Here is a 26,605-nt window from a genome sequence, read left to right as displayed (position 1 = left end):
GGCAATTTGTCTAGGTAGAATGAATAGCGATTGTTTATTTTTTAGCTAAATAAGGTATCACTTTGATTTATGCGGTGTTATAATCTCGCGCCCTCCGAATTCGTCTGACGTTTTTATGGGGGCAGTAGAAGGCAGTGACGGGTCAAATTTCTGGCCTTAAATTATATCTAAGTTAATTTAGATAAATAGCGGAGTAAAACTCAATGATCCAAATGCAATCACAACTGAACGTAGCTGATAACAGCGGCGCTCGACGTGTACAGTGTATAAAGGTTCTTGGTGGTTCGCACCGTCGCTACGCGCGTATCGGTGATATCATTAAAATTGCAGTGAAGGAATCAAATCCTCGCGGCAAAGTTAAAAAAGGTGATGTTCTGACTGCGGTAGTTGTGCGCACTAAGAAAGGTGTTCGTCGTTCAGATGGTTCAACCATCCGTTTTGATGAAAACGCGGCTGTAATGTTAAATGCTAACTTACAACCAATTGGTACTCGTATTTTCGGTCCAGTGACGCGTGAACTTCGTAATGAAAAGTTCATGAAAATCGTTTCACTTGCACCTGAAGTACTATAAGGAGTCACGATAATGGCATCTAAGATTCGTCGTGATGATGAAGTTATTGTACTAGCTGGCAAAGACAAGGGTAAGACTGGTAAAGTCACTAAAGTTCTTGTTGATAACGGCAAAGTATTTGTAGAAGGCATAAACTTGATCAAGAAACACACTAAGCCTGTACCTCAGTTACAGCAGCCTGGTGGGATTGTTGAAAAAGAAGCGTCTTTACAAGTTTCAAATGTAGCGATTGTTAACCCTAAAACGGGTAAAGCAGATCGTGTAGGCTTTAGAATTGAAGACGGCAAAAAAGTTCGTTTCTTCAAATCTAACAACGAACTAGTTTAATTATTGGAGTAAACGATGGCGAAACTGCATGATTTTTACAAAGATACTGTTGTAGACGACCTTCAAAAGAAGTTCGAATACAAAAGTGTCATGCAAGTCCCTCGGATTGAAAAGATCACCCTTAACATGGGTGTTGGTGAAGCTATTGCTGATAAAAAAGTATTAGACCATGCCACAAATGATCTTACTGCAATCTCAGGACAAAAACCAGTTACGACTTTAGCACGCAAATCTGTTGCGGGCTTTAAGATTCGTGAAGGTTATCCTATTGGTACAAAAGTAACTCTACGTGGCGAACGTATGTGGGAATTTTTAGAGCGTTTAATTTCGATCTCTATTCCTCGTATCCGCGATTTCCGTGGCTTAAACCCTAAGTCATTCGATGGCCGTGGTAACTACAGCATGGGCGTACGTGAGCAAATAATCTTCCCTGAAATCGATTACGATAAAATCGATAAAATTCGTGGGATGGATATTACTATCACTACTAGCGCGAAGAATAATGAAGAAGGACACGCATTGTTGTCTGCCTTTAGCTTCCCGTTTAAGAACAAGGTGTAGAGTTATGGCTAAAACGTCAATGAAAGCTCGTGAAGCTAAAAGAACCAAATTAGTAGCACAGTACGCTGAAAAGCGTAGTGCATTAAAAGCAATCATCTCTAACGATAATTCTTCTGAAGAAGATCGTTGGGATGCTGTATTGAAACTTCAAAGTTTACCTCGTGATTCATCAAGTAGTCGTCAACGTAACCGTTGTAACATTACTGGTCGTCCTCATGGTTTCTTACGTAAATTCGGTTTAAGCCGAATCAAATTGCGTGAAGCAATGATGCGTGGTGAAGTTCCAGGTCTTAAGAAAGCTAGTTGGTAATTCACGGGAGTAAATTGTTATGATGACTGATCCTATCGCGGATATGTTTACACGCATTCGCAACGGTCAATCTGCAGCAAAAGTTGCAGTTACAATGCCATCTTCTAAAGTTAAAGTTGCTATTGCAAACTTGCTTAAAGAAGAAGGTTATGTATCAGAGTTTTCAGTATCAGGTGAAGTTAAGCCTGAGTTATCTGTAACTTTGAAATATTTTGAAGGTAAAGAAGTAATTGAAACGATCAAGCGTGTTTCACGTCCTGGTCTTCGCATATACAAAAGCTGTGATGAACTTCCTAAAGTTCTTGCAGGTATGGGTATTGCGATCGTATCTACTTCTAAAGGTCTGATGACTGATCGCGCTGCTCGCTCTGCGGGTATCGGCGGTGAAATCATCGGTTTCGTAGCGTAAGGAGAAATATATGTCTCGTGTTGCAAAAGCACCTGTCGTTGTTCCTGCTGGCGTTACTGTTACGTTATCAGGTCAAGACATTATAGTTAAAGGTCCAATGGGCGAATTATCTCGCACGATCCATAGTGACGTTGTTATTTCTCAAGAAGAAAATAGCATCATTACTAATATCGTTGCCGATGTTAAAGGCGCTTGGGCTCAAGCCGGTACTACACGTGCTTTAATCCAGAATATGGTTGAAGGTGTAAGTACAGGTTATGTAAAAACATTGTTATTAAACGGTGTTGGTTATCGTGCAAAAGCTAATGGTAAGTCTTTAAACTTATCTTTAGGTTTATCACATCCAGTTAACCACGCAATCCCTGATGGGATTACTGTTGAAACTCCTAGTCAAACTGAAGTCATACTGAAAGGTGCTGATAAACAGTTGGTTGGTCAAGTTGCTGCAGACATTCGTTCTTACCGTAAGCCAGAGCCTTATAAAGGTAAAGGTATACGTTATAGTGACGAGCATGTTCGCCGTAAAGAAGCTAAGAAGAAGTAGGATAATACTATGGATAAGAAAACATCTCGTTTGCGCCGCGCTAAACGCGCTCGTGCAAAAATTAGCGAGTTGGGTGCGAATCGTTTAGTTGTATTTCGTACTCCTCGCCACATTTACGCGCAATTGATCGCTCCAACGGGTTCTGAAGTAATCGCATCTGCGTCTACTTTAGACAAAGAAATCAGTGCTCAGTTAGAAAAAACAGGTAACGTTGCCGCAGCAACTGCAGTTGGTACAGCAATTGCTGAACGTGCAGTAGCTAAAGGGATCACTAGCATAGCTTTTGATCGCTCTGGTTTCCGTTATCATGGTCGCGTAAAAGCGTTAGCAGAAGCAGCTCGTGAAGCTGGTCTGCAGTTCTAGGAGTTGATAATGGCTAATCATAATCAAGAAAACTCACAACAAAGTGATATGGCTGAAAAGCTAATCGCCGTTAACCGCGTTTCAAAAGTGGTTAAAGGTGGTCGCATATTCAGTTTCACTGCACTTACAGTAGTTGGTGATGGTGCTGGTCGCGTTGGTTTCGGATACGGTAAAGCACGTGAAGTGCCTGCTGCAATCCAGAAAGCAATGGAAAAAGCACGCCGTAACATAGTAACCGTAGATTTGAAGGGTACAACTCTTCAGCATGTCATTATTGGCAAGCACTCTGGTTCTAAAGTTTACATGCAACCAGCTTCTGAAGGTACAGGTATCATCGCCGGTGGCGCGATGCGTGCAGTACTAGAAGTTGCAGGTGTTCAGAACGTATTGTCAAAAGCATACGGTTCTACTAACCCGATCAACGTAGTTCGTGCTACTGTTTCAGCTCTTGCGAATATGAAGTCGCCGGCAGGTGTTGCAGCTAAGCGTGGCAAAACCGTTGCAGACATACTGGGGTAATTGAGCATGGCTAAAACAGTAAAAGTAACTCAAATGAAAAGTTCTATCGGTCGTTTACCGAAGCATAGAGCTACATTAAGAGGTCTTGGATTACGTCGTATCCGTCATACAGTAGAGTTAGAAGACACTCCATCTGTACGCGGTATGATTAACACAGTATCTTATATGGTTAAGGTGGAGGATTAATTATGCATTTAAATACTTTATCTCCTGCACCAGGTGCAAACAAAGCTAAGAAACGCTGTGGGCGTGGTATTGGTTCTGGCATTGGTAAAACAGGCGGACGTGGCCACAAAGGTCAGAAGTCTCGTTCTGGCGGTAGTGTACGTCCAGGTTTCGAAGGTGGTCAAATGCCATTGAAACAACGTTTACCTAAGTTTGGTTTCACGTCACGTAAATCTTTAGTTCGCGCTGAAGTACGTTTACATGAACTAAACAACATCACAGGTGATGTTGTCGATATCTTTGCTCTTAAAGATGCAAACCTAATTACACGTAACATCAAAACAGCGAAAATTATGTTGTCTGGTGATATTAACCGTCCAATTACGGTTCGTGGTTTAGGTGTTACTAAAGGCGCACGTGCAGCTATTGAAGCTGCTGGCGGAAAAATCGAGGAATAGTACAGCATGGCTACACCAGGAATGGCTACTTCACAAAGTAGTAAAGGCTCAGGCGGAATGTCTGAGCTCAAGCAAAGATTATGGTTTGTACTCGGCGCACTTATTGTGTTCCGTTTAGGATCATTTGTGCCAATCCCTGGTATTGACGCCGCTGTATTAGCTCAGTTGTTTGAACAACAAAAGGGCACCATTGTAGAAATGTTTAACATGTTCTCTGGTGGTGCACTTGAGCGAGCCTCTGTATTGGCACTTGGTATTATGCCGTACATCTCAGCTTCTATTATCATGCAATTGCTTACTGTGGTTCATCCCGCAATGGCAGAGCTGAAAAAAGAAGGTGAAGCTGGACGACGTAAAATTAGCCAATACACCCGCTACGGCACGTTAGTTCTAGCGACAGTACAATCAATTGCAATTGCAAGAAGTTTACCAGGAATGATGCCGGGTCTAGTAATGGACGCAGGTTTTGGTTTCTACTTTGCTGCGGTAGTAAGTTTAGTAACCGGTACCATGTTTTTAATGTGGTTAGGTGAACAAATTACAGAACGTGGTATTGGTAACGGTATATCTATCTTAATTTTTGCAGGTATTGTTGCTGGCATGCCTTCAGCTGTTGCACAAACAGCAGAGATGGCGCGTCAAGGTGAATTGCACCCTTTAGTATTATTGTTGATGTGTGTCATAGTATTCGCTGTAACCTTTTTTGTAGTATTTGTTGAACGTGGTCAACGACGAATTGTTGTTAACTATGCGAAGCGCCAGCAAGGCCGTAAGGTTTTCGCAGCGCAAAGCACGCATTTACCGCTTAAAGTTAATATGGCTGGTGTTATACCACCTATCTTCGCATCAAGTATTATCTTGTTCCCCGGCACTCTAGCGAGTTGGTTTGGACAAGGTGAAGGTGCAGTTGCTGACTTTTTACAAGAAGTATCTATTGCTATTTCTCCAGGTCAGCCGTTGTACGTTATGTTACTTGCCGCAGCGATAATATTTTTCTGTTTCTTTTACACGGCACTTGTTTTCAATCCGCGTGAAACAGCAGATAACCTAAAAAAATCAGGTGCGTTTATTCCTGGGATTCGTCCTGGCGAGCAAACGTCTAAATATATAGATAAAGTGATGACACGCTTAACCTTAGCGGGCGCGTTGTATATTACCTTTATCTGTTTGGTACCTCAGTTCATGATCATCGCATGGGACGTTCAGTTCTATTTCGGTGGTACATCATTACTTATTATAGTAGTGGTTATTATGGACTTTATGGCACAAGTACAAACGCATATGATGTCTCATCAATATGACAATGTGCTTAAGAAAGCTAACTTAAAAGGTTAGGTCGTTAGACTTAACTCAATAGGTAAACGGAGTATAAAATGAAAGTACGTGCATCCGTAAAAAAGATTTGTCGTAATTGTAAAGTGGTTAAACGCAAAGGCGTAGTACGCATTCTTTGTGTAGAACCAAAGCACAAACAAAGACAAGGTTAAGCTTAGATTCATCTAAGCTGACAGCAATATCTTTTAGAAGTAGCATTGTGCAGAGATTTCTGTATAATGCCGCTTCGATTTGCAGAAAAGAAGACGGGTTGGGTATCCTAACGGGCTTTCCAACCTGATAATTTTAACCTTAAATAGGAGATGTGTTAGTGGCCCGTATCGCTGGCATTAACATCCCTGATCGTAAGCATGCAGTAATCGCCATTACTGCGATTTTCGGTATCGGAGCGACTCGCGCAAAAGCAATTTGTGCAGCAGCAGGTATCGCAGAATCAACGAAGATCAGTGAATTAGACGAAGCAAAAATAGATTTGCTACGTGCTGAAGTGGATAAATACACCGTAGAAGGTGATTTACGCCGTGAAGTTTCAATGAATATTAAACGTCTTATGGATTTAGGTTGTTACCGTGGCATACGCCATCGTCGCAGTCTTCCATTACGTGGTCAACGCACTAAAACTAATGCGCGCACCCGTAAAGGTCCTCGTAAGCCAATTAAGAAGTAAGAGGAACTAGACAATGGCTAAAACACCTGTACGTACGCGTAAACGCGTTAAAAAACAAGTTGCTGATGGCATGGCTCATATCCACGCCTCTTTCAACAACACAATCGTAACTCTTACAGATCGTCAAGGTAATGCTTTATCTTGGGCAACTGCAGGTGGTTCAGGTTTTCGTGGTTCACGTAAATCTACCCCATTTGCTGCTCAGGTAGCTGCAGACCGCGCTGGCGCCGCTGCAAAAGAGTTTGGTTTGAAGAATATTGAAGTTTTCGTTAAAGGACCTGGACCAGGACGTGAGTCTGCAATCCGTGCCCTAAATGCTGCTGGTTTTAAAATCACCAACATTACTGACGTTACGCCTATTCCTCATAATGGTTGTCGTCCTCCTAAGAAACGTCGCGTTTAATCGTACTTTTTTTAGGATAGTTGGAGAAAGAAAATGGCTAGATATTTAGGTCCTAAGTTAAAGCTTAGTCGTCGCGAAGGAACAGATTTGTTCCTTAAAAGCGGTGTTAGAGCAATTGACACTAAATGTAAAATCGAAACAATACCAGGTCAGCACGGCGCACGTCGCGGTCGTTTGTCTGATTACGGTATTCAACTTCGTGAAAAACAAAAAGTTCGTCGTATTTATGGCGTACTAGAAAAGCAATTCCGTAATTACTACAAAGAAGCGGCTCGTTTGAAAGGTAATACAGGTGAAAACTTGTTACAACTTTTAGAGATTCGTCTTGATAACGTAGTATACCGTATGGGCTATGCAAGCACTCGTGCTGAAGCTCGTCAACTAGTTAGCCATAAAGCTATCGTAGTAAACGGCGTAGTTGTTAATATTCCATCTTTCAATGTTAAAGCTGAAGATGCAGTTTCTATTCGTGAGAAATCTAAAACTCAAGCGCGTATCATCGCTGCTTTAGAATTAGCTGAGCAACGTGAGAAGCCAGTCTGGGTTGAAGTAGATAACAAGAAACTTGAAGGCGTTTTTAAACGTGTTCCTGATCGTTCTGACTTGTCTGCCGAAATTAATGAACAGTTAATTGTTGAACTTTACTCTAAGTAAAGTAGCACTTAAGAGAGGAAATATATGCAGGGTTCTGTAACCGAATTCCTTAGACCGCGATTGGTTGGTATTGAAACCATTAGCGCGACTCGTGCTAAGGTAACTTTAGAGCCATTAGAGCGTGGTTTTGGTCATACTTTAGGTAATGCTTTACGTCGCATTCTTCTATCTTCAATGCCAGGTTGTGCTGTAACTGAAGTTGAGATTGACGGCGTTCTACACGAATACAGTAGTAAAGAGGGTGTGCAAGAAGACATCATCGAAATATTGTTGAACCTTAAGGGATTAGCTATAAGTTTAGAAGGTAAAAACGAAGCTGTTATTACTTTAACTAAATCCGGTGAAGGCCCTGTAACGGCAGCTGATATCCAACATGACGGAGATGTAACAATCGCAAATCCTAATCATGTAATCTGTAATTTAACAGGTGAAGGTTCTATCAGCATGCGCATCAAAATTGAAATGGGACGTGGTTATGTTCCTGCTTCAGTGAGACGCGATGCCGAGGATGAAGATCGTGCAATCGGACGTTTGTTAGTTGATGCTTCGTTCAGTCCAGTTGTAAGAATTGCCTACGATGTTGACTCTGCCCGAGTAGAACAGCGTACTGATTTAGACAAACTTGTACTTGATATGGAAACCAATGGTACATTGGATCCAGAAGAAGCTATTCGTCGTGCTTCAACAATTTTAGCTGAACAGCTAGATGCGTTTGTAGAATTGCGTGATATTAAAGAAGTAGAGCCAAAAGAAGAGAAACCTTTATTTGACCCTATTTTGCTTCGTCCAGTTGATGATCTTGAATTAACAGTTCGTTCAGCAAACTGCTTAAAAGCAGAAGCAATTCAATACATTGGCGATTTGGTCCAGCGTGCAGAAGTTGAGCTTCTTAAAACACCTAATTTAGGTAAGAAGTCTTTAACAGAAATCAAGGACGTTTTGGCGTCTCGTGGTTTATCTTTAGGTATGCGCCTTGAAAATTGGCCGCCTGAAAGCATCGCTGATAACGACTAATTCGTTTATCGTTTTTTAATAGTTTGAGAGAAGGATTAACTTATGCGCCATCGTCAAAGCGGTCGCCAGTTAAACCGTAATAGCAGTCATCGCCAAGCGATGTTCCGTAATATGGCAAGTTCACTAGTTAAGCACGGCGTTATTAAAACGACTGTAGCTAAAGCTAAAGAACTACGTCGCGTTGTTGAGCCACTGATTACATTGGCCAAGACCGACAGTGTTGCAAATCGCCGTTTAGCGTTTGCTCGTACACAAGATAAAGAAGTAGTAGGTATTTTATTTAACGAACTTGGTGCACGTTACCAAGAACGTCCAGGTGGATATACTCGCATTTTAAAATGTGGTTTCCGTACTGGTGATAAAGCGCCTATGGCTTATGTTGAATTAGTAGACCGTCCTGCATCAGATGTTGCTGTAGAAGAAGTTGAAGAATCAGCTGAAGCTTAATTTAGCCTAGCTAAATTTGCTTTAATATTAAAAACGGAGCTTCGGCTCCGTTTTTGTTTTTAAAAAAAATGAAAATGATCCCTTGAGTAAACTTGACCAACCTTTAAATTCTCCGTATAACATTTAACCCCACTCTTAAGAGAATTAATTATGTCATCACGTAACCCTATCATTGCTGTCACCGGATCGTCAGGAGCAGGTACATCGACAACGATAGAGTCGTTTGCACATATATTTCGTTCACTGGGCATAACACCTGCTACCGTTGAGGGTGACAGTTTTCATCGTTACTCTCGTCAAGAAATGGATCTTGAAAAGCGTAAAGCTAGAGAAGACAGAAGAAACATCAGCTATTTTGGTGATCAAGCTAATGACTTTGATGCCTTGGAAAAACTCTTCAGCACTTACTCCGAAACTGGTAAAGGTCAAATGCGTCGCTACTTGCACACTTTTGATGAAGCCGTTCCCTATAATCAAATGCCGGGTACGTTTACGCCATGGGAAAAACTAGGTGAGGGCACTGACTTACTCTTTTATGAAGGGCTACATGGTGGCGTTGTCACCGAAAAAAATGACGTTGCAAAACACGTCGACTTGCTAATTGGTATGGTACCAATAGTTAATCTAGAATGGATTCAAAAAATAATACGTGATACGAATCAACGTGGCCACAGTAGAGAAGCGGTGACCGCTAGTATTGTGCGCAGTATGGAGGATTATATCTCTTATATAACGCCACAATTTTCAAAGACACATATTAACTTCCAACGTGTACCCACGGTAGATACATCGAACCCGTTTAGCGCGAAAGCGATACCAAGTCTAGACGAGAGTTTTGTCGTGATACGTTTTCGAGAAGCAACCGGTGTCGATTTTCCTTACTACTTATCGATGATTGATGGTGCTTTCATGTCACGGATTAATACCCTAGTTGTACCGGGTGGAAAAATGGGACTTGCCATGGAATTGCTTTTAACGCCACTGATCAGGGATTTAATGGAAAAAAAGCATAGGGCTAATAAGCAATTAGATTGGATGACCGATTTATAGTAAATTGTGCTGTAAAATACATTACAGCACATACAAAATTTAGTCTTCGACAATTTCATAGTCATGGCTGATCTGCACTGTTTTATTCAACATCAATGCCACTGAGCAGTATTTGTCGGCAGAAAGTTTAACGGCGCGTTCAACATGTTTTGCTGAAACTTCCTGACCTGTTATAACAAAATGTAAATGTATCGCAGAGAAGAGCTTAGGCACCGAATCAACACGTTTGGCTTCAATGTCAACTTTGCAACCACTAACGTTTTGGCGAGACTTATCAAGGATACTGACTACATCTACTGAAGAACAAGCCCCTAAAGAAATCAGTACATTTTCAAGCGGGCTAGGCGCAGACGCACCGGCATTAGCGTCTAAAATAATCGTATGACCACTTTGCGAAGTACCCATAAATAATTCTTCACCCATCCATTTTACACTTGCTTTCATTGTTAAACCTTATATCTACTTATTATTTAGTAATATATTAACGTGCATCGGCAGAATTTTACTAGTCATTCGCTTAGATAATAAGAAAAAGAACCTTCAAGCCAACAAACAGCAGACAAAAGAAAATATCACTTGAGAAAAGTAATATCATTAGTATAATGGCGCCTCACTTCTTGAGTCTCTTTAAATTCCCAAAAAAACTAAGATTCACCAGAGAAAAGTGTAACTCTTCATCTTAGATGAAAAGTAAACTAGGGGTATAGTTCCAATTGGTAGAACAGCGGTCTCCAAAACCGACGGTTGGGAGTTCGAATCTCTCTACCCCTGCCATATTTTATAAAGTATTTTTAATACTTTTGAAGTAACTTCAGTGATGAAGTTAACATGCCATAGGCAAATATTTACAGGTCAATATTATGAATGCAAGTACAGAAAGCCAGCCAAACGGATCTCTTGATTCGCTAAAATGGATGATAGTCATCCTAATTTTAGCCGGAGTCGTTTTCGCCAATTACTTTTACGGTGATGAATCCGTGTTATACCGTGCGATAGGAGCCGTTGCCGGCATCGTTATTGCTGGTGTAATCGCCATGCAAACTGTTAAAGGCTACAATGCCGTTGCATTTGCGAAAGAATCACGTACTGAAATTCGTAAAGTTGTTTGGCCAACTCGCCAAGAAGCAATACAAACTACCGGTATCGTACTGTTCGCTACTTTTATTATGTCTTTAGTGATGTGGGGACTTGATTCTACGCTATTCTGGGTAGTTGGCTTTATTACAGGTTTGAAGGTGTAATCATGACTGAAGAAATTTTATCTCCTGAAGAGAACGAACAAAACGAAGAAAAAGTAGTAAACACCAATCCAAAATTGCGTTGGTATGTAGTGCAAGCTTTTTCTGGCTATGAAGGCCGTGTGCAAAAAACATTAGTTGAGCATATCGAAATTCAAGGGTTGCATGAAAAGTTTGGTCAAATTCTTGTGCCTACTGAAGAAGTTGTTGAAATGCGTGCTGGTCAAAAGCGTAAGAGTTCACGTAAATTCTTTCCAGGCTATGTATTAGTACAGATGGAAATGGACGTTGAAGCATGGCATTTAGTTAAAAGTGTGCCACGTGTACTAGGTTTTATTGGTGGTACCAGTGATCGCCCAGCACCTATCTCTCAAAAAGAAGCGGATCGTATTTTACAAAGACTTGAAGATACCGATAAGCCACGTCCTAAAACATTGTTCGAGCCCGGCGAAGTGGTTCGTGTTATTGACGGCCCATTTGCTGACTTTAACGGTGTTGTTGAAGAATTAGATTACGATAAGAACCGTATTAAAGTATCAGTGTTAATCTTTGGTCGTTCAACGCCAGTAGATTTAGAGTTTGGACAAGTCGAAAAAGGCTAGTAACTCTGCAATACATATGAATACTAAAAAGGCTAAAGATGAAAATCTCTAGCCTTTTTTCTTATATGAATAAAAAGCCAACCTTTTCATTTTATTCTGTCAAATAAGTATTTCATTAAAGTCTTGTGTAAAAGAGCCTTTTTAATATATAATCCACCGCCTATTTTTTTTGAGCGACGTTAGTCAATTAAAAGAATATTAGGCTAAATTGAACCCCGGGGAGCTGAATTAAATTTTAGCGTTAACACCCAAACTAAAGGTATTGAAAAATGGCTAAGAAAGTCCAAGCTCTAATCAAGCTACAAGTTGCTGCTGGTGCAGCAAACCCGTCACCGCCAGTTGGTCCTGCATTAGGTCAACACGGCGTGAACATCATGGAATTTTGTAAAGCGTTCAACGCAAAAACAGAATCTTTAGAAAAAGGCGCGCCAGTTCCAGTAGTTATTACTGTATACAGCGATCGTTCTTTTACGTTTGAAACAAAAACACCACCTGCTTCTTACTTATTGAAAAAAGCAGCTGGCATCAAAAGCGGTTCTGGCCGTCCTAACACTGAAAAAGTGGGTACTGTTACTACAGCTCAACTTGAAGAAATTGTTAAGACAAAAGAAGCTGACTTAACTGCTGGTTCTATGGAAGCTGCATTGCGCACCATTGCGGGTTCTGCCCGTTCAATGGGTTTAGTGGTAGAGGATTAATCAATGACTAAATTAACGAAACGCGCTCGTCTAATCCGTGAAAAAGTAGACGTATTAAAAGATTATGATATTTCAGAAGCCCTTTCTTTATTAAAAGAACTTGCTACTGCTAACTTTCGTGAAAGTGTAGATGTTGCTGTAAACCTTGGCATCGATGCTCGTAAATCAGACCAAAACGTACGTGGCGCAGCTGTATTACCAAATGGTACCGGCCGTGATGTTCGTGTTGCTGTATTTACACAGGGCGCAAACGCTGAGAAAGCGAAAGAAGCTGGTGCTGACATCGTAGGTATGGAAGATTTAGCTGAATTAGTTAAAAAAGGCGAGATGAACTTTGATGTTGTAATCGCTTCTCCAGACGCTATGCGTGTTGTTGGTCAACTAGGTCAGATTTTAGGCCCACGTGGTTTAATGCCTAACCCTAAAGTTGGTACTGTAACACCAGACGTTGTAACCGCTATTAACAATGCAAAATCGGGCCAAATCCGTTACCGCAATGATAAAAACGGTATCATCCATACTACTATTGGTAAGGCTGATTTCGACGATGCTAAATTACAAGAAAACCTAGAGTTTTTATTGGAAGCTTTAAAGAAAGCTAAACCAGCAAATGCTAAAGGTCAGTACATTAAGAAACTTTCTATCTCAACTACTATGGGCGCCGGTGTATCGGTAAACCAAGCTAGTTTGACAGCAGTTTCTAAATAAAGCTCCATTTATGGTGCTTTACAAGGGTTAAATTATAGACTATAATTTCGCCCTTAAAAATTTTGGTAGGTGTTGTTTTATTCTTTTAAAAGTTTGAACAACCCCGTCAAAGACCGTAGGTGTTTTTGCTGGTAATTATTTACCGATTTAACTTAATTTTTCCTACGTAGATGGTGATTACCCAGTATTTCCTAATTCTGGTCCTCGCCGTAAACGGCCTAAGTAATTTCCTTGAAAAAGGGCATCGCTTAGGGATAGTAAATACCGGTTTATTTGACCGGTGAACCAGGAGTTAAAGCCAATGGCTATCAATCTTGATGACAAAAAGGCAATTGTTGCTGAAGTTCAAGAAGCTGCTAGTGGCGCTCACTCAGTTGTAATCGCGGATGCCCGTGGTGTTGGAGTGGAAGCAATTACTGCATTGCGTAAGCAAGCACGTGAAAGTGGTGTATGGATGAAAGTTGTCCGTAACACATTAGCACGTCGTGCAGTAAAAGGTACTCAATTTGAATGTGTTTCTGACGTATTCAAAGGACCTTCATTAATTGCTTTTTCATCTGATCACCCAGGTGCTGCTGCACGTTTATTCACAGCCTTCGCTAAAGCTAACGAAGCCTTTGATTTAAAAGCAGCTGCATTTGAAGGTAATTCAGTAGACGTAAATGTGTTAGCTAAGCTACCTACTTACGACGAAGCGATTGCACGTTTAATGAGCGCAATGAAAGAAGCATCTGCAGGCAAATTAGTCCGCACGATTGCTGCAGTACGCGATCAGAAAGAACAAGAAGCTGCTTAAGAATTGTTTACCTCTGCACTTACTTAAACATATGCAGAGCACAATTCGCACTTTTTGTATTTATAGTTATTTCAAACAGCCAAAGGCTGTTTATTAAAAAACAGGAAATTTAAAATGTCTATTTCTAAAGACGATATCCTAAACGCAGTTGCTGACATGTCAGTAATGGACGTTGTTGCTTTAATCGAAGCAATGGAAGAAAAATTTGGCGTATCTGCATCAGCTGCTGTTGCCGCTGCTGGACCAGCTGAAGCTGTTGAAGAGCAAAGCGAATTCAACGTTGTTATGACTAGCTTCGGTGAGAAGAAAGTTGCAGTAATCAAAGCAGTTCGTGGCGCTACAGGTTTAGGCCTTAAAGAAGCTAAAGACTTAGTTGAAGCTCTTGGTGTTGTTAAAGAAGGCGTTGACAAAGCTGAAGCTGAAGCGCTTAAGACACTTCTTGAAGAAGCTGGCGCTTCTGTTGAGATCAAATAATCTGTTTTTAAACAGATTATTTGCCTGAAAAGGCAATGGCTGGTGACTTTAAAGTCACCGGCCTTTTTGCGCTAAAGAAAGTGGTTTTTTTTAAACCAAAAAGTGCATAATTTGATACTAAATGTATTAAGTATCATTGCAATATCCTGTCTGATACCAATTGGATTAGCTAACACAACGTATGAAGTTATACTGAAGTTGTCTAGTCCAATTGGTATTTTAAAGGCAGATCGGCCATAACCAGCAAGCTGAGGAACCCCATGGTTTACTCTTACTCCGAAAAGAAACGTATTCGCAAGGACTTTGGTAAAAGCATACAAGTAATGGACTATCCATTCTTGTTATCAATCCAACTCGAATCTTTCCGTAAGTTTATTGATATTGATCCAACAGGTGAAACAGGCCTAGAGGCTGCGTTTCATTCTATTTTCCCAATTAAAGCTTACTCTGGTAGCTCAGAGTTACAATATGTGAGCTACAGACTTGGCGAACCGTTATTTGACGTCAAAGAATGTCAAATCCGCGGTGTAACCTATTCTGCGCCGCTTCGCGTAAAATTACGTTTAGTAGTTTACGATAAAGAAGCGCCAGCAGGCACAGTTAAAGATATCAAAGAACAAGAAGTATACATGGGTGAAATCCCATTAATGACAGACAACGGTACGTTTGTTATTAATGGTACTGAGCGTGTTATTGTTTCGCAATTACATCGTTCTCCAGGTGTGTTTTTCGATCATGATAAAGGTAAAACACACTCATCTGGTAAAGTATTATATAACGCACGCGTTATTCCTTACCGTGGTTCTTGGTTAGATTTTGAATTTGATCCAAAAGATAATTTATTTGTACGTATTGACCGTCGTCGTAAATTACCGGCGTCAATCATTTTACGTGCCTTAGAGTATTCTACTGAAGAAATTCTAGACATGTTCTATGACACCACTGACTTTTCAATCAAAGGCGATAAGCTGATCATGGATTTAATCCCTGAGCGCTTACGCGGTGAAACGGCAACGTTTGACATTTGCTTGAAAAATGGTGATGTATTAGTAGAACAAGGTCGTCGCATTACTGCACGTCATATTCGTTCATTGTCGAAAGAAAACCTTGAAAAGCTTGAAGTCCCAGCTGAGTACATCGTCGGTAAAGTGTTATCTAAAGCTTACATCGATGAGTCTACTGGTGAAGTTATTGCTGAAGCCAATGCTGAAATAACGTTAGAGTTATTAGCAGAGCTTAGCCAAGCTGGTCATAAAGTTCTTTCTACTTTATACATGAATGAATTCGATGTTGGTTCATACATGTCTGACACCATTCGTGTCGATGGTACTTCAAACAAGCTAGAAGCTTTAGTTGAAATTTACCGCATGATGCGCCCAGGCGAGCCACCAACAAAAGATGCAGCAGAAACGTTATTTACTAACTTGTTTTTTGCTCCAGAACGCTATGACTTATCTACCGTAGGTCGAATGAAATTCAACCGTCGTGTTGGCAATTCAGACGATGTTGGCAGTGGTATTTTATCTAACGATGACATTATCTCAGTAATGAGAACCTTAATCGCCATTCGTGACGGTAAAGGCGAGACTGATGATATCGATCACTTAGGTAACCGTCGTATTCGCTCTGTTGGCGAAATGGCTGAAAACCAATTCCGTGTTGGTCTAGTACGTGTTGAACGTGCGGTACGTGAACGTTTAAGTCTTGGTGACTTAGATGCGATCATGCCACAAGATTTAATCAACGCTAAACCTATCTCTGCGGCGGTGAAAGAATTTTTCGGTTCTTCACAATTGTCACAGTTTATGGATCAAAACAACCCGTTATCAGAAGTGACGCATAAACGTCGTATCTCCGCATTAGGCCCAGGTGGTTTAACGCGTGAACGTGCTGGTTTTGAAGTTCGAGATGTACACCCGACCCATTACGGTCGTGTATGTCCTATCGAAACGCCGGAAGGTCCAAACATTGGTTTGATCAACTCACTGTCGTGTTATGCACGTACTAACGATTACGGTTTCTTAGAAACTCCATATCGTAAAGTAGTTGATGGCTTAGTCACTGATGACATAGATTATTTATCAGCAATTGAAGAAGGTAACTTCGTTATTGCCCAAACTACAGCTCCGGTTGATAGTGAAGGTAAGTTAGTTGACGGCTTAGTACAATGTCGTCACAAAAATGAATTTACTTTAATCTCGGCAGAACAAGTTCAATATATGGACGTTTCGCCACAACAGATTATTTCAGTTGCAGCAAGTTTAATTCCGTTCCTTGAGCACGATGATGCTAACAGAGCCTTGATGGGTTCAAATATGCAACGTCAAGCTGTACCAACTCTTATCGTTGATAAGCCGTTAGTTGGTACTGGTATGGAAAAAGTTGTCGCTGTTGATTCAGGTGTAACTGCTGTTGCTAAACGTGGTGGTGTAGTCAGCTATGTTGACGCTTCACGTATTGTTGTTAAAGTTAATGAAGATGAAATGCATGCTGGTGAAGCCGGTATTGATATTTACAACTTAACTAAATATACGCGTTCAAACCAAAATACTTGTATCAACCAACGTCCACAGTGTCGTATGGGTGAACCAGTTACACGTGGTGATGTTTTAGCTGATGGTCCGTCAACGGACATGGGTGAATTAGCCCTAGGTCAAAACATGCGTATAGCGTTTATGCCTTGGAATGGTTACAACTTCGAAGATTCAATGTTGTTATCTGAACGTGTTGCTACAGAAGATCGTTTCACTACCGTTCATATTCAAGAATTAACCTGTATAGCACGAGACACTAAATTAGGCAGTGAAGAAATTACTTCTGATATTCCTAATGTAGGTGAATCAGCTTTATCTAAACTAGATGAAGCGGGTGTTGTTTACATCGGTGCTGAAGTTAATGGTGGCGACATCTTAGTGGGTAAAGTTACTCCTAAAGGTGAAACACAATTAACACCAGAAGAAAAATTATTACGTGCTATTTTCGGTGAAAAAGCTGCTGACGTTAAAGACAGCTCTTTACGTGTACCTAACTCAGTTAAAGGTACTATCATCGATGTGCAAATCTTCACCCGTGACGGTGTAGAAAAAGATAAGCGCGCTGTTGAAATTGAAGAATTACAACTTAAAGAAGTTAAGAAAGATTTAGGCGATGAATTTAGCATCTTAGAAGATGGTATTTATGCTCGTGCTAAAAACCTTCTTTTATCTGCTGGCTTAAACGAATCAGACATTAATAGTATGTCTCGTGCAAATTGGTTAGTTCAAAACTTGTCTGACGAAGGTCAACAATCTGAACTTGAACAAATTGCAGAGCAATACGACAATATTAAAGCTGACTTTGATAAGAAGTTTGAAATTAAACGTCGTAAGATCACCCAAGGTGCTGATTTAGCTCCTGGTGTTCTTAAAATCATCAAAGTTTACTTAGCGATAAAACGCCACATCCAACCGGGTGATAAAATGGCCGGTCGTCATGGTAACAAAGGTGTTATTTCAAACGTCGTTCCAGTAGAAGATATGCCTTACGATCAATATGGTGTTCCGGTTGATGTGGTACTTAATCCGTTAGGTGTACCATCACGAATGAACATTGGTCAGATCTTAGAAACTCATCTAGGTATGGCGTGTCGTGGTATTGGCGAAAAAATCAATCGTATGTTGGAAGCGCAACAAGAAATTCATAAACTACGTAACTTCATTCAAGAAGTTTATAACGTTGGTGAATCTCGTCAAGTTGTCGACATCGCAAGCTTCTCTGATGATGAAGTGATGCGTTTAGCTAATAACTTGCGTGCCGGTCTTCCTATTGCTACACCAGCATTTGATGGTGCAGCAGAGAAAGAAATCAAAGAGATGTTTAGACTTGCAGATATGCCTGAAAGTGGTCAGTTTATCTTAACTGATGGTCGTACTGGTCGTGAATTTGAACGTCCTGTAACGGTTGGCTACATGTATATGTTAAAACTTAACCATTTAGTTGATGACAAAATGCATGCACGTTCTACTGGCTCCTACTCATTAGTAACGCAACAACCTCTTGGCGGTAAAGCGCAATTTGGTGGTCAACGTTTCGGTGAGATGGAAGTATGGGCACTAGAAGCATATGGTGCTGCTTATACGCTACAAGAAATGTTAACGGTTAAATCTGATGATGTTAACGGTCGTACTAAGATGTATAAAAACTTAGTAGACGGTGATCACAGAATGGAACCAGGCATTCCTGAATCATTCAACGTATTGTTGAAAGAAATTCGTTCGTTAGGTATTAACATCGAATTAGATCAGGACTAGCTTCCAAAGCTGCATGCTGACTATCAAATTGATGAGTCAGTACACGGAGAAAGCAGGCAACTGCTTTCTCTTTAAGGTTTAACTCCGACAGGAGAAGAAGTGTGAAAGATTTACTTAAGTTTCTTAAGCAACAAAATCAAACAGAAGAGTTCGATGGTATACGTATCGGACTAGCCTCACCAGATCAGATTCGTTCTTGGTCATTTGGTGAAGTAAAAAAACCTGAAACGATTAATTACCGTACGTTCAAACCAGAACGTGACGGACTATTTTGTGCGCGTATTTTTGGTCCAGTAAAAGATTACGAATGTCTTTGTGGCAAATACAAGCGTTTAAAGCATCGTGGTGTTATTTGTGAAAAATGTGGCGTTGAAGTTACATTAACCAAAGTTCGTCGTGACCGTATGGGTCATATCGAATTAGCAAGCCCCGTTGCCCATATCTGGTTCTTAAAATCATTACCATCGCGTATTGGTTTATTACTTGATATGACACTTCGTGATATCGAACGTGTGCTATATTTTGAATCTTATGTTGTTACCGAACCTGGTATGACAACATTAGAAAAAAGCCAAATTCTTACCGAAGAAGAATACCTTGATGCTTTAGAAGAGCATGGTGATGAATTTGACGCCCTTATGGGTGCTGAAGCTGTTTTAGCTTTACTACAACAAATCGATTTAGAAGGCGAAGTTGCGCAAATGCGTGAAGAGCTTCCTGAAATTGGTAGTGAAACTAAACGCAAAAAAGTCACTAAGCGTTTAAAATTAATGGAAGCATTCGCCGCTTCAGGTAATAAGCCTGAGTGGATGATCATGAACGTACTACCCATTTTACCACCGGATTTACGTCCGTTAGTACCTTTGGATGGTGGCCGTTTCGCTACATCTGATTTGAACGATTTATATCGTCGTGTTATTAACCGTAACAACCGTTTAAAACGTCTTCTTGACTTAGTAGCACCAGACATTATTGTTCGTAACGAAAAACGTATGTTACAAGAATCTGTTGATGCACTTCTTGATAACGGTCGTCGTGGTCGCGCAATTACTGGTTCTAACAAACGTCCTCTTAAATCTCTTGCCGATATGATTAAAGGTAAGCAAGGTCGTTTCCGTCAGAATCTATTGGGTAAACGTGTTGATTATTCTGGTCGTTCTGTAATTACTGTTGGTCCTACACTGCGTTTACACCAGTGTGGTTTACCGAAAAAAATGGCACTTGAATTATTCAAACCATTTATTTACGGAAAATTAGAAGCTCGTGGTTTAGCGACTACGATCAAAGCAGCTAAGAAATTAGTTGAACGTGAAGGCGCTGAAGTTTGGGATGTACTTGACGAAGTTATTCGTGAACATCCAGTAATGCTTAACCGTGCACCAACACTTCATAGATTGGGTATCCAAGCGTTTGAACCTGTACTAATTGAAGGTAAAGCAATTCACTTGCATCCACTAGTTTGTGCGGCATACAACGCCGATTTCGATGGTGACCAAATGGCGGTACACGTACCGTTAACTATTGAAGCACAAATGGAAGCTCGTACCTTAATGATGTCTACCAATAACGTGTTATCACCAGCAAACGGTGAGCCGATTATTGTACCATCACAAGATGTTGTTTTAGGCTTGTACTACTTAACACGTGATCGTGTTAACGGTTTAGGCGAAGGCATGGCTTTTGCTGACATCAAAGAAGCTGAAAAAGCTTACCGCACTGGTGTTGCAGAACTTCACGCCCGTGTAAAAATTCGTATCACTGAATACTTTAAAGACGAAGAAGGTAACTTTACTGTACCTAAAACGACTTTACGTGATACTACGGTAGGTCGCGCCATTATGTGGCAGGTTTGTCCAAAAGGTATGCCTTACGATCTAATCGATCAGCCGCTTGGTAAAAAACCAATTTCGAAATTAATTAACCACGCTTACCGTAATTTAGGTTTGAAAGAAACGGTTATTTTTGCTGACCAAATCATGTACACAGGTTTCCATTACGCGATGATCGCGGGTTGTTCTGTTGGTATTGATGATATGGTTATTCCTGCGGCTAAATACACTATTATCGAAGAGTCGGAAGAAGAAGTTGCTGAAATCCAAACTCAATTCGAACAAGGTTTAGTGACACAGGGCGAAAAATATAACAAAGTTATTGATATTTGGTCATCTGCCAACGAGAAAATCTCGAAAGCGATGATGGACAATTTATCAAAAGAAACTGTTATTAACCGTGATGGCGTGCCAGAAGAACAAGATTCATTCAACTCTATCTATATGATGGCTGACTCGGGTGCTCGTGGTAGTGCTGCTCAGATCCGTCAGTTAGCGGGTATGCGTGGCTTGATGGCAAAACCAGATGGTTCTATCATCGAAACGCCAATCAAAGCTAACTTCCGTGAAGGTTTGAACGTATCTGAATACTTCATCTCAACTCACGGTGCGCGTAAAGGTCTTGCTGATACTGCACTTAAAACAGCTAACTCGGGTTACTTAACTCGTCGTTTAGTTGATGTTGCACAAGATTTGGTTGTGACTGAACATGATTGTGGTACTTTCGACGGTCTACAAATGACACCATTAATCGAAGGTGGTGATGTTGTTGAACCATTAAGAGAACGTGTGCTTGGTCGTGTTGTTGCTGAAGATGTTATCAAGCCGGGTACTGACGAAGTTTTATTACCTCGTAACACCCTAATTGACGAAGCTTTATGTGATTTCATTGAAGAAAATTCAATTGATCAAATGAAAGTACGTTCAATTATTACCTGTAAAACAGATTTTGGTATTTGTGCTCATTGTTACGGCCGTGATTTGGCCCGTGGACATATGATCAACCAAGGTGAAGCTATTGGTGTTGTTGCAGCACAATCAATCGGTGAACCTGGTACACAGCTTACCATGCGTACGTTCCACATTGGTGGCGCTGCATCGCGTGCCTCTGCTGAAAACAACGTACAAGTTAAAAATACCGGTACCTTGAAACTTCAAAATGCTAAGTTTGTAACTAACTCTGAAGATCATCTTGTTATTACCTCACGTTCTTCTGAAATGACGGTAATTGATGAGCTAGGTCGTGAGAAAGAACGTTATAAAGTGCCTTACGGTACTGTTCTTTCTAAGAAAGATGGTGGTTCAATTGTTGCTGGTGAAATTATCGCCAACTGGGACCCGCATACTCACCCTATTATTACGGAAGTGGCAGGTAAAGTTCAGTTTGTTGATCTTTCTGACGGCGTAACTATGGTTCGCCAAACAGATGATCTTACTGGTCTTTCAAGTATTATTGTTACTGACGCAGGTCAACGTAATGCAACGGGTAAAGAAATGCGCCCAGCATTGAAACTTGTTGATGCTAACGGCGAAGAAGTGATGATTGCCGGGACTGAAATCCCAGCACTTTACTACTTACCGGGTAATGCGATTGTCAACTTAGAAGATGGCGCGGATGTAAACATTGGTGATGCACTTGCTCGTATACCACAAGCAAGTTCAAAAACTCGTGATATAACCGGTGGTTTACCACGTGTTGCTGATTTATTTGAAGCACGTAAGCCGAAACTTCCTGCAATTCTTGCTGAGAAAACAGGTGTTGTTGCTTTCGGTAAAGAAACCAAGGGCAAAGTACGCTTATTGATCACTCAGCCTAGCGGTGAAGTATACGAAGAAATGATCCCTAAAACGCGTCTCTTGAATATCTATGAGGGTGAGCCAGTAATCAAAGGTGAAGTTATTGCCGATGGTCCTGAATCTCCACATGATATCTTGCGTTTACGTGGTGTTGCGCCAGTTGCTAATTACATTGTTAACGAAGTACAAGAAGTATATCGTTTACAAGGTGTAAAAATTAACGACAAGCACATCGAAGTTATCGTTCGTCAAATGATTCGCAAGTGTGAAATCTTAGACGCGGGTGATAGTGATTTCTTGAAAGGCGAACAAGTAGAAGTAGCACGCGTTAATATTTCAAACCGTGAGCTTGAATCTGCTGGTAAGCAACCTGCTGAATACGAAATGCAAATGATGGGTATTACTAAAGCATCATTAGCAACTGAATCGTTTATTTCAGCGGCATCTTTCCAAGAAACAACACGTGTACTTACTGAAGCTGCTGTTGCAGGTAAGAAAGATAAGTTACGTGGCTTGAAAGAAAACGTTATCGTTGGTCGTTTAATACCAGCGGGTACAGGTTATTCGTACCATCAAGAACGTGCTAAACGTAAGCTACAAGCAAAAATGCCTGCTGTTGAAGAAGTCGCTGTTTCAGCTGACGATGCAGCACAAGCATTAACTGACGCACTAAATGCTAGTGATTAAGTAAAAAATATAGCGTTAATGGCCTGTCCTACTTGACAGGCCATAGCTTGACCTATAGAATTCCGCGACCCTATATCCTGTACTGTTTATGTATAGCATTTAAGGTCGCGGATTTTCACGTTTATAAGGGTGTAAATTTCTCATTGATTGGAATTTGCACAAGTTTAACTAATCGGGAGCTATTTAATGGCAACTATTAACCAATTAGTACGTAAACCACGTGTAAGACAAGTAACTAAAAGTAACGTTCCAGCGTTACAAGCTTGTCCACAACGTCGTGGCGTATGTACTCGTGTGTATACAACTACACCGAAAAAACCTAACTCAGCACTTCGTAAAGTTGCTCGTGTTCGTTTAACTAACGGCTTCGAAGTAACTTCATACATCGGTGGTGAAGGACATAATTTACAAGAGCATAGCGTTATTTTAATACGCGGTGGCCGTGTAAAAGATTTACCAGGTGTGCGTTATCACACCGTTCGTGGCGCGCTTGATTGTTCAGGTGTAAGCGACAGAAGACAAGGCCGTTCTAAATACGGTGCTAAACGACCTAAATCTTAAGTTTTCCTCTCTAACTCCTACTCGATAGGAAGAGAAAAAAACGTTAAGTAAGGCCAAATAAGAAATTTTTAAATTTATATATTTTGGATTAATCCTGAATACTACGGAGAATTAAGATGCCAAGAAGACGCGTCGTAGGGCAACGTAAAATATTGCCAGATCCTAAGTTCCATAACGAACTTTTAGCAAAATTCATCAACATCCTTATGGTTGATGGTAAAAAATCTACTGCAGAAAAAATTGTTTACGGTGCATTAGACATTTTAACTGAAAAAAACAGCGAGAAAACTCACTTAGAGCTTTTCGAAACTGCTTTAGATAATATCCGCCCATCTGTCGAAGTTAAATCTCGTCGTGTTGGTGGTTCTACTTATCAAGTTCCAGTTGAAGTTCGTCCAGTTCGTCGTAATGCTCTAGCCATGCGTTGGTTAGTTGAAGCAGCTCGTAAACGTGGTGAAAAATCAATGGCTCAGCGCCTAGCTAACGAAATGTTAGATGCGTCTGACAGCAAAGGTTCAGCGGTTAAGAAACGTGAAGACGTTCACCGTATGGCTGATGCTAACAAAGCGTTCGCTCACTACCGCTGGTAAGCTAGCTGTTTTGAATGAATGTATGACTTACCTTTGGTATATGCCAAAGGTAAGTACATGGCTAGCAAGAGTTTCTCTTGCTAGCCATACTAACTTTTACGGACTGATGCTTTGTGCAAGTTCAGAAAGTTATTAAACAGTAGTATTAAACAAGTACTCACCGCTTAGGCGAATATTTATTTAATAGTACTAATTATTAGTGACTAAGAATTAGAGGATTTCATTTTGGCACGTATCACCCCTATTGAGCACTACCGTAACATTGGTATCTGTGCACACGTAGATGCTGGCAAAACGACAACCACAGAACGTGTTTTGTTTTACACGGGTCTTTCTCACAGAATTGGTGAAGTGCACGATGGCGCCGCGACCATGGATTGGATGGAACAAGAGCAAGAGCGTGGTATAACCATTACCTCAGCAGCGACGACTTGTTTCTGGAAGGGCATGGATGGTCAATTTGTTGATCACCGCATTAATATTATCGATACTCCCGGTCACGTTGACTTTACTATTGAAGTAGAACGCTCTTTGCGTGTCCTCGATGGTGCTGTATTAGTTTTATGCGCCTCTTCTGGTGTTCAGCCACAAACAGAAACTGTTTGGCGTCAAATGGAAAAGTATGCCGTTCCACGGATAGTTTTTGTCAACAAAATGGACCGTACCGGTGCAGATTTCCTATCCGTTGTTGGCCAACTAAAAACGCGGTTAAGTGCTAACGCTGTTCCTATCCAGTTACCTATTGGTGCAGAAGAAGACTTTAAAGGTGTTATCGACCTTGTTAAAATGAAAGTGATCAACTGGAGCGAAGACGATCACGGCATGACCTTTACCTATTCAGCAATACCCGCCGACATGCAAGAGCTTGCCGATGAATGGCGTGAGAATATGATATCGGAAGCGGCTGAAGTATCAGACGACCTCATGGACAAATACCTTGAAGATGGTGACTTGACTGAAGACGAAATCAAATCTGCACTTCGACAGCGTACCCTTAATAATGAAATCATTCTTTGTACTTGTGGCTCAGCTTTTAAAAATAAAGGTGTACAAGCGGTTTTAGACGCGGTGATTGACTATTTACCTTCGCCAACTGAAGTTGCTGCTATCACGGGTATTAGTGATGACAAAAATGAAACACCCGCAACGCGTGCCGCTGATGACAGCGCACCATTTGCTGCGTTAGCGTTTAAAATTGCCACAGACCCTTTTGTCGGAACATTAACCTTCTTCCGTGTTTATTCAGGGGTCGTAAAAACTGGCGATAGTGTCTTTAATCCGATTAAAGGCAAGAAAGAACGTCTCGGTCGTTTGGTGCAAATGCATGCCAATGACCGCAAAGAAATTAAAGAAGTCCGTGCTGGCGATATCGCTGCAGCCATCGGTTTAAAAGATGTCACTACCGGTGAAACCTTGTGCGATGCAAATCACGTGATAACACTTGAGAAAATGGAATTTCCTGATCCGGTTATTTCAATAGCTGTTGAGCCGAAAACCATCGCTTCTCAAGACAAGTTAACCCTAGCCTTAAGTAAATTATCTGCTGAAGACCCTTCTTTTAAAGTGGCTACAGATGATGAAACCGGTCAAACGATCATTTCTGGTATGGGTGAGCTACACTTAGACATTATTGTTGAGCGCATGAAACGTGAGTTTGGCGTCGAATGTAATGTCGGTAAACCACAAGTCGCTTATCGCGAAACCATTCGTTCGACGGTGGAAGTGGAAGGCAAATTTATTCGACAATCAGGTGGTAAAGGCCAATTTGGTCACGTCTGGTTGAAAATGGAACCCTTACCAGAAGGTGGTGGTTTCGAATTTGTTAACGAAATTGTTGGCGGTACTGTTCCTAAAGAATATATACCCGCCATTGAAAAAGGCTGTTTTGAGCAAATGGATAGTGGCGTATTAGCCGGTTATCCTATGCTTGATGTTAAAGTAACACTTTATGACGGCTCTTTTCATGACGTTGACTCTAATGAAATGGCGTTTAAAGTTGCTGCTTCAATGGGCTTTAGAGAAGGGGCGTTAAAAGCTACGCCGACACTTCTAGAACCTATGATGAAAGTAGAAGTAACTACGCCAGAAGAAAACATGGGTGATGTCGTTGGCGATTTAAATCGTCGTCGCGGTATGATCGATGGCATGGACGAAGGTCCTGCTGGCTCTAAGATAGTGAATGCAATAGTACCACTGTCTGAAATGTTTGGTTATGCTACTGCATTACGCAGTGCAACACAGGGCCGCGCCTCTTATTCTATGGAGTTTTTACAATACAGTGAAGCTCCTAAGAATGTAGTTGCGGCAATAACAGAATCTCTTGGAATCTCGTAAGACACTCACTTATAGTTAGTGAAAGTCTAGCTCGGTCATCTTGGCTGCGCTTTTAATAAACTTTAAGGTAATTGAAAAATGGCTAAAGCAAAATTTGAACGTTTAAAACCGCATGTAAACGTTGGTACTATCGGACACGTTGATCACGGTAAAACTACTTTAACAGCTGCTATCTCTGCAGTATTAACTAAAGTACACGGTGGT

Annotated in this window: 31 protein-coding genes and 1 tRNA gene; 31 read left to right on the top strand and 1 reads right to left on the bottom strand. The window is 40.9% G+C overall.

The genetic code is table 11. The features are described from left to right. Positions 1-203: 203 nt before the first annotated feature. The 18 genes from rplN (at position 204) to ESZ26_RS12080 (ending at position 9,798) form a co-directional block, all read left to right on the top strand. Entirely contained in the window at positions 204-572 is a 369-nt protein-coding gene (gene rplN, locus ESZ26_RS12165) for a 50S ribosomal protein L14 (RefSeq protein WP_070375069.1), read from the top strand. Positions 573-584: 12 nt separating this feature from the next. Then, positions 585-899 (top strand): 50S ribosomal protein L24, encoded by a 315-nt coding sequence (rplX, locus tag ESZ26_RS12160; RefSeq protein WP_146799772.1) that lies wholly within the window; start codon positions 585-587, stop codon positions 897-899. A gap of 15 nt (positions 900-914) precedes the next feature. Continuing rightward, on the top strand, positions 915-1,460 hold the full coding sequence (gene rplE, locus ESZ26_RS12155; RefSeq protein WP_146799771.1) for a 50S ribosomal protein L5: 546 nt from the start codon (positions 915-917) through the stop codon (positions 1,458-1,460). A 4-nt stretch (positions 1,461-1,464) separates the two neighbouring features. Next, positions 1,465-1,770, top strand: a complete 306-nt coding sequence (rpsN, locus tag ESZ26_RS12150; protein WP_070375066.1) for a 30S ribosomal protein S14 — start codon at positions 1,465-1,467, stop codon at positions 1,768-1,770. 19 nt (positions 1,771-1,789) lie between these two features. Continuing rightward, the gene (gene rpsH, locus ESZ26_RS12145; RefSeq protein ID WP_146799770.1) at positions 1,790-2,179 is read left to right on the top strand and encodes a 30S ribosomal protein S8; all 390 of its coding nucleotides are present in this window, start codon (positions 1,790-1,792) and stop codon (positions 2,177-2,179) included. A gap of 10 nt (positions 2,180-2,189) precedes the next feature. Then, complete coding sequence (rplF, locus tag ESZ26_RS12140; protein WP_146799769.1) at positions 2,190-2,723, top strand: 50S ribosomal protein L6; 534 nt, start codon at positions 2,190-2,192, stop codon at positions 2,721-2,723. A gap of 9 nt (positions 2,724-2,732) precedes the next feature. Further along, positions 2,733-3,086, top strand: coding sequence for a 50S ribosomal protein L18 (gene rplR / locus ESZ26_RS12135; RefSeq protein WP_146799768.1), 354 nt, complete (start codon positions 2,733-2,735; stop codon positions 3,084-3,086). A gap of 9 nt (positions 3,087-3,095) precedes the next feature. Further along, positions 3,096-3,605, top strand: coding sequence for a 30S ribosomal protein S5 (gene rpsE / locus ESZ26_RS12130; RefSeq protein ID WP_070375063.1), 510 nt, complete (start codon positions 3,096-3,098; stop codon positions 3,603-3,605). 6 nt (positions 3,606-3,611) lie between these two features. Next, the gene (rpmD, locus tag ESZ26_RS12125; protein WP_070375062.1) at positions 3,612-3,791 is read left to right on the top strand and encodes a 50S ribosomal protein L30; all 180 of its coding nucleotides are present in this window, start codon (positions 3,612-3,614) and stop codon (positions 3,789-3,791) included. 2 nt (positions 3,792-3,793) lie between these two features. Continuing rightward, positions 3,794-4,228, top strand: a complete 435-nt coding sequence (gene rplO / locus ESZ26_RS12120; protein ID WP_146799767.1) for a 50S ribosomal protein L15 — start codon at positions 3,794-3,796, stop codon at positions 4,226-4,228. 6 nt (positions 4,229-4,234) lie between these two features. Beyond that, positions 4,235-5,563, top strand: a complete 1,329-nt coding sequence (gene secY / locus ESZ26_RS12115; protein WP_146799766.1) for a preprotein translocase subunit SecY — start codon at positions 4,235-4,237, stop codon at positions 5,561-5,563. Between the two features lie 38 nt (positions 5,564-5,601). Next, entirely contained in the window at positions 5,602-5,715 is a 114-nt protein-coding gene (rpmJ, locus tag ESZ26_RS12110) for a 50S ribosomal protein L36 (RefSeq protein WP_083277954.1), read from the top strand. Between the two features lie 158 nt (positions 5,716-5,873). Continuing rightward, positions 5,874-6,230 carry a 30S ribosomal protein S13 gene (gene rpsM, locus ESZ26_RS12105; RefSeq protein ID WP_070375059.1) on the top strand — a complete coding sequence of 119 codons (357 nt, stop codon included), beginning with the start codon at positions 5,874-5,876 and terminating at the stop codon, positions 6,228-6,230. Positions 6,231-6,243: 13 nt separating this feature from the next. Next, positions 6,244-6,633: a 30S ribosomal protein S11 gene (rpsK, locus tag ESZ26_RS12100; RefSeq protein ID WP_070375058.1), complete on the top strand. Its 390-nt coding sequence runs from the start codon at positions 6,244-6,246 to the stop codon at positions 6,631-6,633. Positions 6,634-6,666: 33 nt separating this feature from the next. Then, positions 6,667-7,287, top strand: coding sequence for a 30S ribosomal protein S4 (gene rpsD, locus ESZ26_RS12095; RefSeq protein ID WP_070375057.1), 621 nt, complete (start codon positions 6,667-6,669; stop codon positions 7,285-7,287). A gap of 24 nt (positions 7,288-7,311) precedes the next feature. Continuing rightward, positions 7,312-8,301: a DNA-directed RNA polymerase subunit alpha gene (locus tag ESZ26_RS12090; protein WP_070375056.1), complete on the top strand. Its 990-nt coding sequence runs from the start codon at positions 7,312-7,314 to the stop codon at positions 8,299-8,301. Positions 8,302-8,343: 42 nt separating this feature from the next. Next, entirely contained in the window at positions 8,344-8,748 is a 405-nt protein-coding gene (gene rplQ / locus ESZ26_RS12085; RefSeq protein ID WP_146799765.1) for a 50S ribosomal protein L17, read from the top strand. A 150-nt stretch (positions 8,749-8,898) separates the two neighbouring features. Then, on the top strand, positions 8,899-9,798 hold the full coding sequence (locus ESZ26_RS12080; RefSeq protein WP_146799764.1) for a phosphoribulokinase: 900 nt from the start codon (positions 8,899-8,901) through the stop codon (positions 9,796-9,798). A gap of 39 nt (positions 9,799-9,837) precedes the next feature. On the opposite strand, the gene ESZ26_RS12075 is transcribed toward ESZ26_RS12080, so the two are convergent. Then, on the bottom strand, positions 9,838-10,242 hold the full coding sequence (locus tag ESZ26_RS12075) for an OsmC family protein (protein ID WP_146799763.1): 405 nt from the start codon (positions 10,240-10,242) through the stop codon (positions 9,838-9,840). A 253-nt stretch (positions 10,243-10,495) separates the two neighbouring features. Here ESZ26_RS12075 and ESZ26_RS12070 point away from each other — a divergent pair. The 13 genes from ESZ26_RS12070 to ESZ26_RS12010 form a co-directional block, all read left to right on the top strand. Beyond that, positions 10,496-10,572: transfer RNA gene (locus tag ESZ26_RS12070), tRNA-Trp, on the top strand. 86 nt (positions 10,573-10,658) lie between these two features. Further along, positions 10,659-11,039, top strand: a complete 381-nt coding sequence (gene secE, locus ESZ26_RS12065) for a preprotein translocase subunit SecE (RefSeq protein WP_146799762.1) — start codon at positions 10,659-10,661, stop codon at positions 11,037-11,039. A 2-nt stretch (positions 11,040-11,041) separates the two neighbouring features. Then, positions 11,042-11,638, top strand: coding sequence for a transcription termination/antitermination protein NusG (nusG, locus tag ESZ26_RS12060; protein WP_211361227.1), 597 nt, complete (start codon positions 11,042-11,044; stop codon positions 11,636-11,638). 269 nt (positions 11,639-11,907) lie between these two features. After that, positions 11,908-12,336 (top strand): 50S ribosomal protein L11, encoded by a 429-nt coding sequence (gene rplK, locus ESZ26_RS12055; protein WP_146799761.1) that lies wholly within the window; start codon positions 11,908-11,910, stop codon positions 12,334-12,336. Positions 12,337-12,339: 3 nt separating this feature from the next. After that, positions 12,340-13,044, top strand: coding sequence for a 50S ribosomal protein L1 (rplA, locus tag ESZ26_RS12050; RefSeq protein ID WP_146799760.1), 705 nt, complete (start codon positions 12,340-12,342; stop codon positions 13,042-13,044). A gap of 301 nt (positions 13,045-13,345) precedes the next feature. Next, positions 13,346-13,840 carry a 50S ribosomal protein L10 gene (gene rplJ, locus ESZ26_RS12045; protein ID WP_070375049.1) on the top strand — a complete coding sequence of 165 codons (495 nt, stop codon included), beginning with the start codon at positions 13,346-13,348 and terminating at the stop codon, positions 13,838-13,840. Positions 13,841-13,954: 114 nt separating this feature from the next. Then, a complete protein-coding gene (rplL, locus tag ESZ26_RS12040) occupies positions 13,955-14,314 on the top strand; it encodes a 50S ribosomal protein L7/L12 (protein WP_070375048.1) in 360 nt (119 codons plus the stop codon). A 260-nt stretch (positions 14,315-14,574) separates the two neighbouring features. Next, the gene (gene rpoB, locus ESZ26_RS12035) at positions 14,575-18,603 is read left to right on the top strand and encodes a DNA-directed RNA polymerase subunit beta (protein WP_070375047.1); all 4,029 of its coding nucleotides are present in this window, start codon (positions 14,575-14,577) and stop codon (positions 18,601-18,603) included. A 101-nt stretch (positions 18,604-18,704) separates the two neighbouring features. Further along, on the top strand, positions 18,705-22,916 hold the full coding sequence (gene rpoC / locus ESZ26_RS12030; RefSeq protein ID WP_146799759.1) for a DNA-directed RNA polymerase subunit beta': 4,212 nt from the start codon (positions 18,705-18,707) through the stop codon (positions 22,914-22,916). A gap of 186 nt (positions 22,917-23,102) precedes the next feature. Beyond that, positions 23,103-23,477 (top strand): 30S ribosomal protein S12, encoded by a 375-nt coding sequence (rpsL, locus tag ESZ26_RS12025; protein ID WP_011045492.1) that lies wholly within the window; start codon positions 23,103-23,105, stop codon positions 23,475-23,477. Positions 23,478-23,593: 116 nt separating this feature from the next. Next, positions 23,594-24,067, top strand: a complete 474-nt coding sequence (rpsG, locus tag ESZ26_RS12020; protein ID WP_070375045.1) for a 30S ribosomal protein S7 — start codon at positions 23,594-23,596, stop codon at positions 24,065-24,067. 225 nt (positions 24,068-24,292) lie between these two features. Then, positions 24,293-26,401, top strand: coding sequence for an elongation factor G (gene fusA, locus ESZ26_RS12015; protein ID WP_146799758.1), 2,109 nt, complete (start codon positions 24,293-24,295; stop codon positions 26,399-26,401). Between the two features lie 78 nt (positions 26,402-26,479). After that, positions 26,480-26,605: GTP-binding protein (locus ESZ26_RS12010; protein ID WP_244947087.1), on the top strand; the 126-nt coding region annotated here is incomplete at its 3' end.

Source organism: Colwellia hornerae, assembly GCF_007954355.1.
Taxonomy (GTDB): domain Bacteria; phylum Pseudomonadota; class Gammaproteobacteria; order Enterobacterales; family Alteromonadaceae; genus Colwellia_A; species Colwellia_A hornerae.
This window is presented reverse-complemented; position numbering and strand designations above follow the sequence as displayed.

Bases quoted from the DNA above. Each gene is read 5' to 3' on its own strand.
- rplN (WP_070375069.1), top strand. From the start codon at position 204: ATGATCCAAATGCAATCACAACTGAACGTAGCTGATAACAGCGGCGCT.
- rplX (WP_146799772.1), top strand. From the start codon at position 585: ATGGCATCTAAGATTCGTCGTGATGATGAAGTTATTGTACTAGCTGGC.
- rplE (WP_146799771.1), top strand. From the start codon at position 915: ATGGCGAAACTGCATGATTTTTACAAAGATACTGTTGTAGACGACCTT.
- rpsN (WP_070375066.1), top strand. From the start codon at position 1,465: ATGGCTAAAACGTCAATGAAAGCTCGTGAAGCTAAAAGAACCAAATTA.
- rpsH (WP_146799770.1), top strand. From the start codon at position 1,790: ATGATGACTGATCCTATCGCGGATATGTTTACACGCATTCGCAACGGT.
- rplF (WP_146799769.1), top strand. From the start codon at position 2,190: ATGTCTCGTGTTGCAAAAGCACCTGTCGTTGTTCCTGCTGGCGTTACT.
- rplR (WP_146799768.1), top strand. From the start codon at position 2,733: ATGGATAAGAAAACATCTCGTTTGCGCCGCGCTAAACGCGCTCGTGCA.
- rpsE (WP_070375063.1), top strand. From the start codon at position 3,096: ATGGCTAATCATAATCAAGAAAACTCACAACAAAGTGATATGGCTGAA.
- rpmD (WP_070375062.1), top strand. From the start codon at position 3,612: ATGGCTAAAACAGTAAAAGTAACTCAAATGAAAAGTTCTATCGGTCGT.
- rplO (WP_146799767.1), top strand. From the start codon at position 3,794: ATGCATTTAAATACTTTATCTCCTGCACCAGGTGCAAACAAAGCTAAG.
- secY (WP_146799766.1), top strand. From the start codon at position 4,235: ATGGCTACACCAGGAATGGCTACTTCACAAAGTAGTAAAGGCTCAGGC.
- rpmJ (WP_083277954.1), top strand. From the start codon at position 5,602: ATGAAAGTACGTGCATCCGTAAAAAAGATTTGTCGTAATTGTAAAGTG.
- rpsK (WP_070375058.1), top strand. From the start codon at position 6,244: ATGGCTAAAACACCTGTACGTACGCGTAAACGCGTTAAAAAACAAGTT.
- rpsD (WP_070375057.1), top strand. From the start codon at position 6,667: ATGGCTAGATATTTAGGTCCTAAGTTAAAGCTTAGTCGTCGCGAAGGA.
- ESZ26_RS12090 (WP_070375056.1), top strand. From the start codon at position 7,312: ATGCAGGGTTCTGTAACCGAATTCCTTAGACCGCGATTGGTTGGTATT.
- rplQ (WP_146799765.1), top strand. From the start codon at position 8,344: ATGCGCCATCGTCAAAGCGGTCGCCAGTTAAACCGTAATAGCAGTCAT.
- ESZ26_RS12080 (WP_146799764.1), top strand. From the start codon at position 8,899: ATGTCATCACGTAACCCTATCATTGCTGTCACCGGATCGTCAGGAGCA.
- ESZ26_RS12075 (WP_146799763.1), bottom strand. From the start codon at position 10,242: ATGAAAGCAAGTGTAAAATGGATGGGTGAAGAATTATTTATGGGTACT.
- secE (WP_146799762.1), top strand. From the start codon at position 10,659: ATGAATGCAAGTACAGAAAGCCAGCCAAACGGATCTCTTGATTCGCTA.
- nusG (WP_211361227.1), top strand. From the start codon at position 11,042: ATGACTGAAGAAATTTTATCTCCTGAAGAGAACGAACAAAACGAAGAA.
- rplK (WP_146799761.1), top strand. From the start codon at position 11,908: ATGGCTAAGAAAGTCCAAGCTCTAATCAAGCTACAAGTTGCTGCTGGT.
- rplA (WP_146799760.1), top strand. From the start codon at position 12,340: ATGACTAAATTAACGAAACGCGCTCGTCTAATCCGTGAAAAAGTAGAC.
- rplJ (WP_070375049.1), top strand. From the start codon at position 13,346: ATGGCTATCAATCTTGATGACAAAAAGGCAATTGTTGCTGAAGTTCAA.
- rplL (WP_070375048.1), top strand. From the start codon at position 13,955: ATGTCTATTTCTAAAGACGATATCCTAAACGCAGTTGCTGACATGTCA.
- rpoB (WP_070375047.1), top strand. From the start codon at position 14,575: ATGGTTTACTCTTACTCCGAAAAGAAACGTATTCGCAAGGACTTTGGT.
- rpsL (WP_011045492.1), top strand. From the start codon at position 23,103: ATGGCAACTATTAACCAATTAGTACGTAAACCACGTGTAAGACAAGTA.
- rpsG (WP_070375045.1), top strand. From the start codon at position 23,594: ATGCCAAGAAGACGCGTCGTAGGGCAACGTAAAATATTGCCAGATCCT.